The organism is Streptomyces sp. NPDC029216, from assembly GCF_040648015.1.
Classification (GTDB): domain Bacteria; phylum Actinomycetota; class Actinomycetes; order Streptomycetales; family Streptomycetaceae; genus Streptomyces.
Map to the genome: position 1 here is coordinate 1 of NZ_JBEZWL010000185.1, position 13391 is coordinate 13391.

The 13391-nt window shown below is 73.5% G+C and carries 12 protein-coding genes; 6 read left to right on the forward strand and 6 right to left on the reverse strand.

Annotation, left to right across the window (positions count from 1 at the left end):
* Positions 1–57 precede the first annotated feature (57 nt).
* Positions 58–744, reverse strand: coding sequence for a GNAT family protein (locus tag AB0F18_RS35440; protein WP_344157841.1), 687 nt, complete (start codon positions 742–744; stop codon positions 58–60).
* 140 nt (positions 745–884) lie between these two features.
* Here AB0F18_RS35440 and AB0F18_RS35445 point away from each other — a divergent pair, with 140 nt between their 5' ends.
* Genes AB0F18_RS35445 through AB0F18_RS35455 form a run of 3 tightly spaced genes read left to right on the forward strand, consistent with a single transcriptional unit; the run spans position 885 to position 3518 of the window.
* Positions 885–1484, forward strand: a complete 600-nt coding sequence (locus tag AB0F18_RS35445; protein ID WP_362068419.1) for an alpha/beta hydrolase — start codon at positions 885–887, stop codon at positions 1482–1484.
* 53 nt (positions 1485–1537) lie between these two features.
* Positions 1538–2791: an MFS transporter gene (locus tag AB0F18_RS35450; protein ID WP_362068422.1), complete on the forward strand. Its 1254-nt coding sequence runs from the start codon at positions 1538–1540 to the stop codon at positions 2789–2791.
* Between the two features lie 49 nt (positions 2792–2840).
* On the forward strand, positions 2841–3518 hold the full coding sequence (locus AB0F18_RS35455) for a (2Fe-2S)-binding protein (RefSeq protein WP_362068425.1): 678 nt from the start codon (positions 2841–2843) through the stop codon (positions 3516–3518).
* Positions 3519–3573: 55 nt separating this feature from the next.
* On the opposite strand, the gene AB0F18_RS35460 is transcribed toward AB0F18_RS35455, so the two are convergent.
* Both AB0F18_RS35460 and AB0F18_RS35465 read right to left on the reverse strand, forming a co-directional pair.
* Positions 3574–5343 (reverse strand): S8 family serine peptidase, encoded by a 1770-nt coding sequence (locus tag AB0F18_RS35460; RefSeq protein ID WP_362068446.1) that lies wholly within the window; start codon positions 5341–5343, stop codon positions 3574–3576.
* 366 nt (positions 5344–5709) lie between these two features.
* Positions 5710–7077: a cation:dicarboxylase symporter family transporter gene (locus AB0F18_RS35465; protein WP_362068428.1), complete on the reverse strand. Its 1368-nt coding sequence runs from the start codon at positions 7075–7077 to the stop codon at positions 5710–5712.
* A 155-nt stretch (positions 7078–7232) separates the two neighbouring features.
* Between AB0F18_RS35465 and AB0F18_RS35470 the strand changes: the two genes are divergently transcribed.
* Entirely contained in the window at positions 7233–8786 is a 1554-nt protein-coding gene (locus AB0F18_RS35470; RefSeq protein ID WP_362068449.1) for a sensor histidine kinase, read from the forward strand.
* Complete coding sequence (locus AB0F18_RS35475; protein WP_362068431.1) at positions 8783–9484, forward strand: response regulator; 702 nt, start codon at positions 8783–8785, stop codon at positions 9482–9484. Before AB0F18_RS35470 ends, AB0F18_RS35475 begins: the two co-directional genes overlap by 4 nt.
* Here AB0F18_RS35475 and AB0F18_RS35480 read toward each other — a convergent pair.
* The gene (locus AB0F18_RS35480) at positions 9439–10287 is read right to left on the reverse strand and encodes a tyrosinase family protein (protein ID WP_362068434.1); all 849 of its coding nucleotides are present in this window, start codon (positions 10285–10287) and stop codon (positions 9439–9441) included. The two genes, AB0F18_RS35475 and AB0F18_RS35480, sit on opposite strands and share 46 nt — an antisense overlap.
* Positions 10287–10682: a tyrosinase family oxidase copper chaperone gene (locus tag AB0F18_RS35485; RefSeq protein WP_362068437.1), complete on the reverse strand. Its 396-nt coding sequence runs from the start codon at positions 10680–10682 to the stop codon at positions 10287–10289. Before AB0F18_RS35485 ends, AB0F18_RS35480 begins: the two co-directional genes overlap by 1 nt.
* 297 nt (positions 10683–10979) lie before the next feature.
* On the opposite strand from AB0F18_RS35485, the gene AB0F18_RS35490 reads away from it, so the two are divergent.
* Positions 10980–12371, forward strand: a complete 1392-nt coding sequence (locus AB0F18_RS35490) for a glutamate decarboxylase (protein ID WP_362068440.1) — start codon at positions 10980–10982, stop codon at positions 12369–12371.
* Positions 12372–12387: 16 nt separating this feature from the next.
* Here AB0F18_RS35490 and AB0F18_RS35495 read toward each other — a convergent pair.
* The coding region (locus tag AB0F18_RS35495; protein WP_362068443.1) for a helicase associated domain-containing protein at positions 12388–13391 on the reverse strand (1004 nt) is incomplete at its 5' end.

The following is a 13391-nucleotide window of genomic DNA, read 5'->3' on the forward strand; positions in this document are numbered from 1 at the left end:
TGCGGCGCCGGGCGCCGCAGGACCGTTACTCCGGGCGGAGGAGAGCCCGCAGGACCGTTACGCCGGGATCAGCGTCTTGCGCCGGCGCCTGCGGGGCGCCGCCGCCGACATCCGCAGCTCGATGATCGAGCGGACGGTGGGCCACTCCTCGTCGAGGATCGAGTAGAAGGCCGTGCTGCGCACCGCACCGTCCAGCCCCCGCGAATGGGCCCGGCGGACCCCCTCGCAGGTGAAGCCGAGACGTTCCATCGCGGCCCGCGAGCGCCCGTTGCGGGCGTCGGCCCGCAGCGAGATGCGGCGCACGCCCCAGGTCTCGAAGGCATGGCGCAGCATGAGCAGCTTGGCCTCGGTGTTGATGCCGGTGCCCTGGGCGGCCGGGGACAGCCAGGTGTTCCCGATCTCGGCCGCGTCCGGGATGGCCGTCGCCGGATCCCCGAAGGGGACGCCGGGCACGGCGGGCCATACGAGCGGCCCCTGCCAGTAGTCGAGTTCCAGGAACCGGGTCGACCCGACGACCCGCCCGTCAGAGGCTCTGACCACGGCGAACGCAAGGGATCGACCCGCTGCCTGATCGGCAAGGGCGCGGTCGATGTACTCGTGGGACGCCTGCAACCCGTGCGGCACGGGAGTGAAGGCGTAAGTCGTACGATCCTCGGCCCCGGCCTCGGCCAGGGCCTCGGTGTGGTGGGGGGCGAGGGGCTCGAGCCGCACGGAGCGGCCGGCGAGGAGTACGGGTACGGGCACGGAGCCTTCGGTCCTTCTGGGCGGTGGGGTGGTTGCACAGTCTGCGTCCCTGACGTCACCCCCCGCGCAAAACGCGAGTGAAAGGCAACGGGCTGTCAGGTGAACGCGAGTGGCTCAATGTAGCCCCTCAGGGTCCTCTCATGAACCCCCTATTTGGCAATGGCGCAAAGTGTGTTTTCGATGACTTTGGTCCGACGCCCGGCGAGCCCGTGATCCTGATCCACGGACGCCCGTCCCACCGCTCGGTGCAGGTCCCGCAGACGGCGGCGCCGACCGCGGCCGGCCACCGGGGAATCGCCCCTGACCTGCGAGGATGCGGGGAGAATCCGGCGACGGAGGAAGAGAGCCCGCGCGCGGCCTCCGCCGGTGACCCGGCGGAGCCCCTCCGTGGCCCGGGTATCGAACGGACGGTCGTCGGAGGAGTCTCCAAGGGCGGGCGGATCGCGACGGGGCCAGGGTTGCGCCACCCGGGTCTGGTACGGGCCCTCGTCCTCTCCGACACCTCCCCGGCCCCGGAGACCGCCGAGGGCGCGGCGTTCCGCAGGAGGACCGCCGAGCGGCTCCTGACGGAGGGGACGGGTCCGTATGCGGCAGGGCTCATTGACACGATGCTGGCGCCCTCCGACGTCACCGGCCAGCCGGAGGCCTCCGCCCGGGTCGGTGCCATGAAGCGCGCCACCGGTCCGCGCGTGCGGCGGCCGGCCGACGGGGCTCCGGAGGCCGTGAAGTGGCCCATCTGACAGACCGCCGATCGGCCCATCCCCGCGGGCCGCCGCGCTGATCCAATGGACCGGTGACGATACGGTTCCTGCCCGGGCCCGGCGCGCCCCGCCGCCTGGCCGCCGCCCAGCTGAGCAACTCCGTCGGCGACGGCGCCTACTACGTGTGCTCCGCGCTCTACTTCACCCGCGTGGTGGGCCTCTCGCCCGCCCAGATCGGCCTCGGCCTGACCCTCGCCTGGGCGGTCGGCTCGGTCGCCGGCGTACCGCTGGGCGCCCTCGCCGACCGGCGGGGCCCGCGCGGCACCTCGGTGCTGCTGGCGCTGGCCACCGCCGCCTCGGTGGCCTCCTTCCTGTTCATCCGCTCCTTCGGGGCGTTCCTGTGCGCCGTGGTCCTCTACGCCGTCTCCCAGTGCGGGCTCGCGGCCGCCCGGCAGGCCCTGCTCGCCGGCCTCGTGGCCCCGGGGGAGCGCACGGGCGTGCTGGCCCACCTCCAGTCCACGCTCAACGCCGGGCTGGCGCTGGGCGCGGCCCTGGGCGGGCTGGCCCTCGGCGCCGGGACCGAGCGGGCCTACCTCGTGGTGTTCGCCCTGGACGCGGCGAGCTTCCTGGTCTGCGCCGCCGTACTGCGCGGGCTGCCCGCGGTGGCGCCCGCGCCCGGCCGCGCGGCGGGGGAGCCGCGGCTGGCGGTGCTGCGCGACCGTCCGTACGCCCTGGTCACGCTGTTGAACGCGGTCCTGCTGCTGCGGATGCCGCTGCTGAGCCTGGGGATCCCGCTGTGGATCGCCGAGCGCACCCAGGCCCCGGGATGGCTGGTGTCGGCGCTGTTCGTGCTCAACACCCTCGCCGTGATGCTGTTCCAGGTGCGCCTGGCCCGCCCGGTCACCGACCTGGACAGCGCCGCACGGGCCCTGCGGATCTCGGGGCTGGTCATGGCCCTCTCCTGCGCCGTGTTCGCCGCCTCGGCGCTGCCCTCCTCGGGAGGGGCGGCGGCCGGCCTGCTCGTGGCCGGCGCCGCGCTCCAGGCCGACGCCGAGATGCGGCAGTCGGCCGGGTCCTGGCAGATCGGCTTCTCACTGGCCCCGGCCGAGCGGATCGGGCAGTACCAGGGCTTCTTCGGCACCGGCGTGCCGGTGGCCCGCACCCTGGGCCCGCTGCTGCTGACGGCGCTGCTCCTGATGTGGGGGATTCCCGGCTGGCTGCTGCTGGGCGGCCTGCTGCTGGCGGCCTCGTACGCCATGGGCCCGGCGGCCCGCCGGGCCCGGGCGCGGGCCGGGGGCGAGGGCGGGCGGGGGCGGGCCGGGGCGGCCTCGCCCGGGCTCTGCTGACCCCCTCCCGGCGCGCGGGGGCGGGTTGGGTCCCTGCGATCATGCCGGGATGGACTTGGACGACGTACTGGGCGAGCTGGCCGCGGTCGGCCCCTTCTTCACCGTCCCGTACGGCGAGGAGCCGCCCGGGCCGGGCTTCCGGCCGCTGACGGAGCTGTACGGGGAGCGGCTCGGCCCGTACGTCGCCGAGGTGGGCCGGCGGATCGGCACCGGGCCGGACCGGGTGGCGGCCTCGACCGCGCAGTTCGGGATCGTATCGCGGCTGTGGTCGCTGGGGCTCGGCTGCGCGGCCCTGGGCGGGCGCGTGCCGGACCTGGCCCCCGACCGGGTGTGGTGGCACCTGCCGGACGGCGGCCCGCTCCGGCTGTGGCTCCCCGCCCCGGCCGCCGTCCTGCCCGCCGGGGCCCTGGGGGACACCGTGCTGGGGAACCTCGCCGTGCTGGACGCCGCACTGCGGCAGGCGTACGGGGTCTCGCCGCGGGTGCTGCGCGGCAACACCGCCTCCGGGCTCGTCGGGGCCCTGCGGGTGCTGCTCGACCGGGTGCCGGGGGAGACCGCCGTGGAGCTGGCGGGCGCCCTGCTGGCCGAGGGCGGGCCCCTGGCGGGCACCGGCGACTTCATCCACGAGGAGGGCCTCGGGGTCGCCTTCGTACGGCGCAGCTGCTGCCTCTACTACAAGGTGCCGGGCGGCGGGTTGTGCGGGGACTGCGTCCTGCGGACCCGGTAGCGCGAAGGGGCCGCCGGGGAGAGGTCTCCCCGACGGCCCCTTCGGCCGGTCCCGACTAGAAGGTCAGGTTCCAGGAGTCGATCTTGCCGATGTCGCCGCCGGCGTTGTCGTTGACCCGCAGCTTCCAGGTGCCGTTGGCGACCTCGGAGGAGGCGTCGACGGTGTAGGTCTGGTTGATGTTGTCGGCGCTGCCGCCGGCCCGGTTGTGGACCGTGTAGACGGTGCCGTCGGGGGCGATCAGGTCGACCTTCAGGTCACCGATGTAGGTGTGGACGATGTTCACGCCGACCTTGAGGGTGGCCGGGGCGTTGCCCGTGACGCCGCTGACCGTGATCGGGCTCTCCACCGTGGTGTTGTCGCCGATCGCGAAGTCCGCGGTGTTCTCGAAGTACTTGCCCGCGGGCGGGGTGGCGCCGACCGCCTTCAGGGCGTCGACCTGGCCCTCGCCGAAGAAGGCGTTGTTGGCCGTGGTGCCGGTGCAGCGGCTGTCCGACGGGCAGGCGATGTCGTTGGCCTGGGTGGCCAGCTTGTCGCGCATCTGCGCCGGGGTGATGCCCGGGTTGGCACTGGCCAGCAGCGCGGCGACGCCCACGACGTGCGGGGTGGCCATCGAGGTGCCGCTCTTGGTGCCGTACTTGCCGCCCGGCAGGGTGGAGTAGACGTCCTGGCCGGGGGCCGCGACGTCGATGACGCCCTGGCCGAAGTTGGAGAACGAGGCCTTGGTGGTGCCCGTGCCGTTCGCCGCGACCGTGACCACGCCCGGGAGCTCGGTCGGGATGTCCATGCAGGCGTTGGTGATGGTGCGGGTGACCGGCGTCGAGTCGTTGGGGCTCGCGGTGTCGGTCGTCTTGTGGGCGAGGTCGTAGTTCTCGTTGCCCGCCGCGGCGACCTGGAGCGAGCCCTTGCCCTCGGCGTACTCCTGGGCGCGCTTGACGCCCTCGATGATGGCGGCCTGGTCGATGTTGTCCGGGCAGTTGAACTGCCACGGGTCGGTGTAGTAGCTGTTGTTGGTGACCTTGAAGCCGTGGTCACCGGCCCACACGAACCCGCAGATGGTGTTCTCGGCGAAGAAGAACGCGTTGCCCGGCTCGGCGACGCGGACGGCGGAGATCTTCACGCCCGGGGCCACACCGACGACGCCCTTGCCGTTCTTGGCGGCGGCGACGGTGCCCGCGACGTGGGTGCCGTGCGTGTCGACGTCACGCCACGCGCCGGCGCGGGTGTCGGGCTTGCCGTAGGCGCAGGAGACGGAGTCCGCGGCGTTGAAGTTCGGCGCCAGGTCCTGGTGCTGGTCGTCCACACCGGTGTCGAGGATGCCGACCTTGACGGACGCGGAGCCGGGGTTGACGGCCCAGGCCTGGTCGGCCTTGATCTGCGTCATGTCGGCCCGCGCGGGCTCGCCCGTCGGGGTGCTGGCCTGGGCCGGGTTGGCGGGCAGCGCCGGGTTGTAGGCGTCGGCGGGAACGTCCGAGGTACGAGTCGCGCCGACCTGCTGGACCCCGCTGACGCCGCGCATCGTGGCGGCGAAGGAGGCCGAGGAGGAGTGGGCGACGATGACGCCGATCTGGTCGAAGTTCGAGAAGACCGTGCCGCCGTTGGCGGTGATGGCCGACCGCACCGCCGAGCTGTCGCCGGGGGCGGTGATCACGAGGTAGGCACGGGTGCCGGCAACCCAGGTCGCACTCTGGGAAGAAGCCGGGGCCGAGGCCTTGGGGGCCTTGGGCGCCACCGGGACGGTGGAGCCCAAGGGGCCGACGGGAGCGGTGCCGGCGAGTGCGGCGGGAGCTCCGAGGGTGAGGGCGGCGCCGAGGGCGGCCGCCACCACGAGGGCACGTCGAGGTCGGCTGGATATGTGGGGTATCAATGCGTCCTCCGTGACCCGCCAGGTGCTGGTGGCACCTACCGGGTCGTACGAAACGAGTGGTGGACGCAAGATGTCAGACGCGCGGGCCCGGAGGGAAGTACCTTTTGCCGCGCGCGGCTTGAGACGCGATGGCCGAAACCCGATGCCCGGTCGCTGGTGTGGGTGTTCCGCGCCGTTCGCCGGACTTGCGCCGCCGCCGGGGCGGTCGGGGCGTGCGGGTCCGGGGCCGGCCCGGCGCCGTGAGGAGGCGCGGCGCCGGGCCGGATGCCGGCCGGGCTGGGCACCGTGGGGGAGAGCCCTGCCCGGCCGGTTCCCGGGGTGTACCGGTTACACCGGCACACCGTCCTTGGGGCCCGCCGGGGGGCCGGGCAGGGGGGCCGTGGGATCGGCGGGGGCGGCGGCGTGGTCCTCGTCCACCAGCGTGGACTCGTCGAACGGCAGCCGTCCCGCGAGGACTTCGGCGGCCCGCTCGCGGTCGAACTCCTTGGTCCACGTCCCGATGAGGACCGTGGCCACCGCGTTGCCCGCGAAGTTCGTCAGCGCCCGCGCCTCGCTCATGAAGCGGTCGATGCCCACGATCAGGCCCACGCCGTCGACCAGTTCGGGCCGGTGCGACTGGAGTCCCCCGGCCAGGGTGGCCAGTCCGGCGCCGGTGACCCCGGCCGCGCCCTTGGACGCCACGATCATGAAGAGCAGCAGCGAGATCTGCTCCCCGAGCGCCAGGGGCTTGCCCATGGCCTCCGCGACGAAGAGCGAGGACATCGTCAGGTAGATGGCCGTGCCGTCGAGGTTGAAGGAGTAGCCCGTCGGCACGGTGATCCCGGTGACCGGCCGGGACACGCCCAGGTGTTCCATCTTCGCGATCAGCCGCGGCAGCGCCGACTCCGAGGAGGAGGTCGACAGGATCAGCAGGAACTCCCGCCCCAGGTAGCGCAGCAGCGCGAAGATGCTGACGCCCGTGCACACCCGCAGCAGCGTGCCCAGCACCACGATGACGAACAGCAGGCAGGTGGTGTAGAAGCCGATCATGATCACGGCCAGGGACTTGAGCGCGTCGATCCCGGTCGCCCCGACGACCGCCGCGATCGCCCCGAACGCACCCACCGGCGCCGCCCACATGATCATCGCCAGTACCCGGAAGACCAGCTTCTGCACGTACCCGATCCCGCGCAGCACCGGTTCGCCCGCCGGGCCCATGGCCTGGAGCGCGAACCCGCACAGCAGCGCCACCAGCAGCGTCTGGAGCACCTGGCCCCCGGTGAAGGCCGACACCAGCGTGGTCGGGATGATCCCGAGCAGGAACTCCGGCGTGCTCTGCGCCCCGCCCGCCTTGGCCTGCGCCTCGCCCGCGTGCCGGGCCGCCTCCGTCAGGTGCAGCCCGCTGCCCGGCTCCAGCAGGTTCCCGACGACGAGCCCGATCGCCAGGGCGACCGTGGACATGACCATGAAGTAGCCGAGGGCCAGACCCCCGACGGCACCGACCTTCGCGGCCTTGCGGACCGAGCCGATCCCCAGCACGATCGTGCAGAAGATCACCGGCGAGATCATCATCTTGATCAGGTTGACGAAGCCGGTGCCCAGCGGCTTCAGCTCGACCGCTGTGCCGGGCGCGGCGAAGCCGACGGCGATGCCGAGCAGCACCGCGGCGATCACCGCGATGTAGAGGTAGTGCGTTCTGTCGCGTCTGGCGGCCACGTTCGCTCCCGGTGGTGAATGCGTTCCGGGAGACCATCGCCCACCCTGTGACCCCGGTCACCCTTGCGTTCATTGAGTTCACGGCCCGGTGCACACTGAGCGCCATGTTCCGCTTGCCTCGGCCGCCCCGCAGCCTCGCCGGCCAGCTCTTCGCCATGCAGGTGCTGCTGGTCGCCCTCGTCGTCGCCGGCTGCGCGGTCTTCGCGTACGCGACGGCCCGCGGCCAGGCCGAGGACGCCGCCCGGCGCCAGGCCGGGGCGGTGGCCCGGGCCGTCGCCGACTCGCCGTCCGTGCGCGAGGCCGTACGGGCCGGGGCGCGCGCGGGGGCGGACCCCTCGGCGGCGCTCCAGCCGTACGCCGAGCGGGTGCGCGCGGACTCGGGGGTGGACTTCGTGACGATCATGGCCCCCGACGGGCGGCGCTGGACCCACCCCGACCCGCAGCGCATCGGCGAGCGCTTCCTCGGCAACACCGCCCGGGCGCTCGGCGGCGAGACCTTCAGCGAGACCTACACCGGCACCCTCGGCCCGTCCATCCGCGTGGTCACCCCGCTCACCGGCGAGGACGGTAGCGTCGTGGGCCTGGTCAGCGCCGGGATCACGGTCCGGGCCATCAGCGCCCGGCTCGCGCAGCAGCTGACCGCCCTCGCCTGGGTGGCGGCCGGGGCACTGGCCCTGGGAGGTGCGGGGACGTACGTGGTCAACGCCCGGCTGCGCCGCCACACCCACGGCATGAACGCCGGCGAGCTGAGCCGGATGTACGACTACCACCAGGCGGCCCTGCACGGGGTCCGGGAGGGGCTGCTGATGCTGGACGGCCACCGCAGGATCACCCTGATCAACGACGCGGGCCGCGAACTCCTGGGCCTGTCCGGGGAGGTCACCGGCACCGGCGTCGACGCCCTGGGGCTGCCCGCCCCGCTCACCGGGGCGCTGCTCGCGGACCGGCCCCGGGTCGACGAGGTGCACCTCACCGCGGAGCGGGTGCTCGTGGTCAACAGCTCGCCGGTGGCGGGCGGCGGCCGTCGCGGAACCGTGGTCACCCTGCGGGACCACACCGAACTGCAGGCCCTCACCGGGGAACTGGACCACGAGCGCGGCTTCACCCAGGCCCTGCGCTCCCAGGCCCACGAGGCGGCCAACCGGCTGCACACCGTGGTCTCCCTCATCGAACTGGGCCGCAGCGAGGAGGCAGTGGAGTTCGCGACCGCCGAACTGGAGCTGGCCCAGGCCCTGACCGACGAGGTCGTCACCTCCGTCGGCGAGCCGGTGCTGGTCGCCCTGCTGCTCGGCAAGGCCGCCCAGGCCCATGAGCGCGGCATCGAGCTGCACGTCACCCCGGACAGCGGCGCGATCGACGCCGGGCCGGGACTGCCGCCCGCCCGGGACCTCGTGACCGTCCTCGGCAACCTCGTCGACAACGCCCTCGACGCCCTCACCGGGGTGCCGGGCGGGCGGATCGCCGTCACCGTGCGCCGGGACGCCTGCGGGCTGCTGCTGCGGGTCGCGGACAACGGGCCCGGGCTGCCGGAGGGGGTGGACGTCTTCCGGCGCGGCTGGTCCGGCAAGGGGGAGGGGCGGGGTCTGGGCCTGGCCCTGGTCCGCCAGGTGGCCCACCGGCACGGAGGCTCGGTGGAGGCCGGGGACGCCCCCGGGGGCGGGGCGGCGTTCACGGCCCGCCTGCCGCGGGCCGGGGGTGGTTCCGTATGAGCGCGCCCGTGCGGGTCCTCGTCGTCGAGGACGACCCCGTCGCGGCCGACGCGCACGCGCTCTACGTCGGCCGGGTCCCCGGCTTCACGGCCGTCGCGGCCGTCCACACCCTCGCGGAGGCCACCCGGGTGCTGGAGCGGACGCGGATCGACCTGCTGCTGCTCGACCTCACCCTGCCCGACGGCAACGGGCTGCGCTTCGCGCGCGGGCTGCGGGCCTCCGGGCATCCGGCCGACGTCATCGCGGTGACCTCGGCGCGGGACCTGGCCGTCGTCCGCGAGAGCGTGTCACTGGGCGTCGTCCAGTACGTACTGAAGCCCTTCGCCTTTCCCACCCTGCGCGAACGGCTGCTGCGCTACGCGGAGTTCCGCGCGGCGGCGGGGGAGGCCGTGGGCCAGGACGACGTCGACCGGGCGCTCGCCGCCCTGCGCGCGCCCGCCGCGGCGCAGCTGCCCAAAGGGCTCAGCGCCCCGACCCTGGACCGGGTCGCGGCGCTGTTGCGGGCGGCGCCCGAGGGGCTCACCGCCGCGGGGGCGGCCGGGGCGGCCGGGATCTCGCGGATCACCGCCCGCCGGTACCTGGAGCACCTGGTGGACACCGGCCGCGCGGACCGTGCCCCCCGGTACGGCCAGGTCGGCCGCCCCGAGCTGCACTACCGCTGGCGGGCGGCGGAGGCGGGCTCGGTGTCGAAGGCGTAGAACTTGCGGTGGTCGAGCATGTCGGCCGGGGTCACGTCGTTCCACGGGCGCATGGTGTCGTGCAGGTCGACGACGTTCGGGGTGCCGGCGGCCGGCAGGTACGGCGAGTCGGGGTGCTTCGCCTGCCAGTCGGACCACAGCTTGTCCACGAACGCGTGGTGCATCCAGAACACCGGGTCGTTCGGGGAGACGCCGGTGCCCATCTGGCCGCCGACCCACACGTGCACCCGGTTGTGCAGGTTGGCGCCGCGCCAGCCCTCCAGGTTGTTGCGGAAGCCGTTCGAGGAGCTGTTCCACGGGGCCGTGTCGTAGACCGGCATCGCGAGCACCGCGTCCACCTCGGCGCGCGTCGGCAGCTGGGCCACGCCCTCACCGAGCGCGCGGCGCAGGTAGGCGCGGCCGTCCACACGGACGGAGATCTCCCACTTGCCCGTCGCGTACGCGAACGGTCCGTCCATCACCTGTCCGTCGCGGGCCCGGCCGGTTCCGCCGAGGAAGTCCGCGGCCCAGAGGGAGGAGCGGGCCGTGCGGTCGGCGGTCCAGTCCCAGTAAGGGATCGACACGCTCTTGTCCACCGCCTGAAGAGCCGCTTCGAACTCCAGCAGAAAGCGGCGGTGCCAGGGGAGGAAGGAGGGGGAGCGGTGGCCGACGCGGTCGCCCGAGTCGGTGTCGCCCGTGATGAACCCGTTGTGGGTGGTGACGAAGCGGTCGTAGCGGCCGGTCCGCTTCAGTTCGAGCAGCGCGTTGGTGAAGGCGCGCTTCTCCTCCGTGGTCAGCGTGGCCTGGTTCTTGCGGACGGTCATCACATGCCGCCCATCTGCATCGGGGCCAGCTGGGAGCCCTGGAGCTCGCGCACGGCGGCGCGGGCCAGCGAGGTGGGGTCGGCGAAGGTCTCGTAGTGGTTGACCACGCTGATCCAGGTGCCGTCGGCGTTCTGCATGACGTGCAGTTCACGGCCGTCTATGCGCACGGTGGGCGTGCCGGCCCCGCCGTGGTGGCCGCCGTGGTGCCCGCCGCCCGAGGCGGGGGATATCTGGATGCGACGGCCCATGTACACCTCGTCGACGGTGCCGGCCGGGGTGGCGGCTGCGGCGCGCGAGTCGGTGGCGGCGGCGTGCGCGGTGGCGCCCGCGATGCCGAGGACGGTGAGAGCGCCGGCAGTGGTGCCCAGGGCCTGCCGGCGGGTGATCTTGTTCATGGCCGAAGAACTACCAGTGCCCGCACGGCAGTTGGCCGGAATCCGGACATCGGCGGATAAGTTCTATGTAGAACCAATTAAATGATCTTCCCGTCCGGCCCTGCTCCGTTGGCCCGGACGGGAAGATCTGCGGGGAAAATAGTACTGGACGGTAATTCTTTCGCCGCGACAGGACGGATGTGGACAGGGTCACTCTCCGGAGTCGGCCGGAAGCGGTGCCGGAATCCGCCATTCCCGATCAGTCCTCAAGGGTCCTTGAAGTCCGATATGCACCTTTCCGGCATTTATAGTCCGGATATGGCTCTCCATCAGACGAAGGACACCCGCCCCGAGGACGCCGCCACGGACGTCTTCACGTCCGCCCTGAGCGGCCAGGTCCTCCCGAAGTACCGGATGCCCGAAGACCACTCCTCCTCCGAGGTGGTCTACTCGCTCCTCCACAACGAGCTCCTCCTCGACGGCAACGCCGCCCAGAACCTGGCCACCTTCTGCACCACCTGGTCGGACGACGGCGTGCACCGGCTGATGAACGAGTGCCTCGACAAGAACATGATCGACAAGGACGAGTACCCGCAGACCGCCGAGATCGAGGCCCGCTGCGTCAACATCCTGGCCGACCTCTGGAACGCCCCGGCCGGCACCACCGGCACCGGCTGCTCCACCACCGGCTCCAGCGAGGCCGCCATGCTCGGCGGCCTCGCCCTCAAATGGCGCTGGCGGGCCCGCCGCACGGCCGAGGGCAAGCCCGCCGACCGCCCCAACCTGGTCTGCGGCCCGGTCCAGATCTGCTGGGAGAAGTTCGCCCGCTACTTCGACGTCGAACTGCGCCAGGTCCCCCTCGAACCTGGCGCCACGGGCCTGCGCCCCCATCAGCTCGCCGCCCACGTCGACGAGAACACCATCGGCGTCGTCGCCATCCTCGGCGTCACCTACACCTGCGACTACGAACCCGTCGCCGAGCTCGCCGCAGCCCTCGACCGGATCCAGGAGGAGCACGGCTGGGACGTCCCCGTCCACGTCGACGCGGCCAGCGGCGGCTTCGTCGCGCCCTTCCTCCACCCCGACGTGGTCTGGGACTTCCGGCTGCCGCGCGTGGCCTCCGTCAACACCTCCGGCCACAAGTACGGGCTCGCGCCGCTGGGCGTCGGCTGGATCGTGTGGCGCACCGCCGACCTGCTGCCCGCCGAACTCGTCTTCGACGTGGACTACCTCGGCGGCGACATGCCCACCTTCGCCCTCAACTTCTCCCGCCCCGGCGGCGAGGTCATCGCCCAGTACTACCTCTTCCTGCGCCTGGGCCGCGCCGGGTACCGCCGCGTCCAGCAGGCCTGTGCCGACACCGCGCAGTACCTGGCCCGCGAGATCGAGGGCCTCGGCCCCTTCACCCTGCTCTACGACGGCCGCGGCGCGCTGCCCGCCGTCTCCTACACCCTCACCGACCCGGGAGGAGCCGGGTTCAGCCTCTACGACCTCTCCGACCGGCTGCGGATGCGCGGCTGGCAGGTCCCCTCGTACCCGCTCCCGGCGGACCGCGAGGAGACCGTCGTCCAGCGGGTCCTGATCCGGCACGGGGTCACCCGCGACCAGATCGCCCTGCTCGTCGAGGACGTCCGCCGGGCCGTGGCCCACCTGCGCGCCGTACCGCAGCTCACCCCCGCCACCCCGAGCCGGGCGGGCTTCCACCACTGACGGGCGGCCCGCTCCGTCAGCCCGAAGAAGCCGACCAGCGCATCCCCAGGGCCGTCAGCGCGGCCACCCGCTCCGGGGCCAGCTTCGGCGCCCGGGAGCGCTGGTTGGCGATCCACGAACCGAGCCGCAGCTCCCGTCCTCCGACCCGCTCCACATGGGTGCGCGGCACCCGCAGGTGCCCCTCCCGGGCGTGGAACTGCCGGGCCGCCTCCAGATGACCGGCCCACGCGTCGGCATGGCTGCGCCGCGGCGGCGGCCGCTCCTCCTCCCGCGCCGGGGCCAGCCCCAGCGCGTGCTCCAGCAGCCACCGCTGCGCCCACGCGAGCCGATCCCAGCCCAGCCGCTGGGTCCGCACCCACAGCCCCAGGTCCTCGCCCTGGACCACCACCTGGCCCGGGCCGGACGGGATGCCGCCGCCCGCGTCCAGATGGGCCCGGGTCAGCTGGAAGCCCCGCTGCCAGCCGATGTCCCAGGCCGGGCACCACGCCGGGTCGATCTCCTCCAGGGCCTCCCGGCGCTCCGGGGGCAGCGCGCCCGGCCCCTCCCGGCGGGCGGCGGCCCGGTTGTTCTTCACCCACACCCCGACCGGCACCCCGTGCCAGGTGGCGTCCACCGGGGGCAGCAGGTGCCCGTGCTCCGCCGCCCAGGCGCGGGCCGCCGCGAGACCCTCCTCGAAGGCCACGTCGAAATGGCTCCACACCATGCCGAGTTCCTCCAGCTCCCGCGTCCGCTCCCGGCCCAGCGCGCCCCGCCGGTACGTGCGCCGCGCGTCCGCGATCCACTGGCCGAGCGGGAACCCCGCCAGGGCCGCCGGCCACTCCTCGCTGCCCGCCGGCACCCGGTAGGCGAACGGCACCTTCAGGTCCCCGGCCTCCGCCGCGTAGATCCGGGCCGCCTCCGCCCCCCGCCGCCACCGCGTGTGCTCCGGGTTGAGCACCCGCAGCCGGATGAACGCCGCCAGCAGCGCCGGGTCGCGGGGCGTGGAGAAGCTCAGCAGGGCCCGCGCCCCCGCACCCGGCC

Excerpts from the sequence above, each read along its gene's own strand:
- AB0F18_RS35445 (WP_362068419.1), top strand. The coding sequence starts at position 885 with ATGAACCCCCTATTTGGCAATGGCGCAAAGTGTGTTTTCGATGACTTT.
- AB0F18_RS35455 (WP_362068425.1), top strand. The coding sequence starts at position 2,841 with ATGGACTTGGACGACGTACTGGGCGAGCTGGCCGCGGTCGGCCCCTTC.
- AB0F18_RS35470 (WP_362068449.1), top strand. The coding sequence starts at position 7,233 with ATGCAGGTGCTGCTGGTCGCCCTCGTCGTCGCCGGCTGCGCGGTCTTC.
- AB0F18_RS35475 (WP_362068431.1), top strand. The coding sequence starts at position 8,783 with ATGAGCGCGCCCGTGCGGGTCCTCGTCGTCGAGGACGACCCCGTCGCG.
- AB0F18_RS35480 (WP_362068434.1), bottom strand. The coding sequence starts at position 10,287 with ATGACCGTCCGCAAGAACCAGGCCACGCTGACCACGGAGGAGAAGCGC.
- AB0F18_RS35485 (WP_362068437.1), bottom strand. The coding sequence starts at position 10,682 with ATGAACAAGATCACCCGCCGGCAGGCCCTGGGCACCACTGCCGGCGCT.
- AB0F18_RS35490 (WP_362068440.1), top strand. The coding sequence starts at position 10,980 with ATGGCTCTCCATCAGACGAAGGACACCCGCCCCGAGGACGCCGCCACG.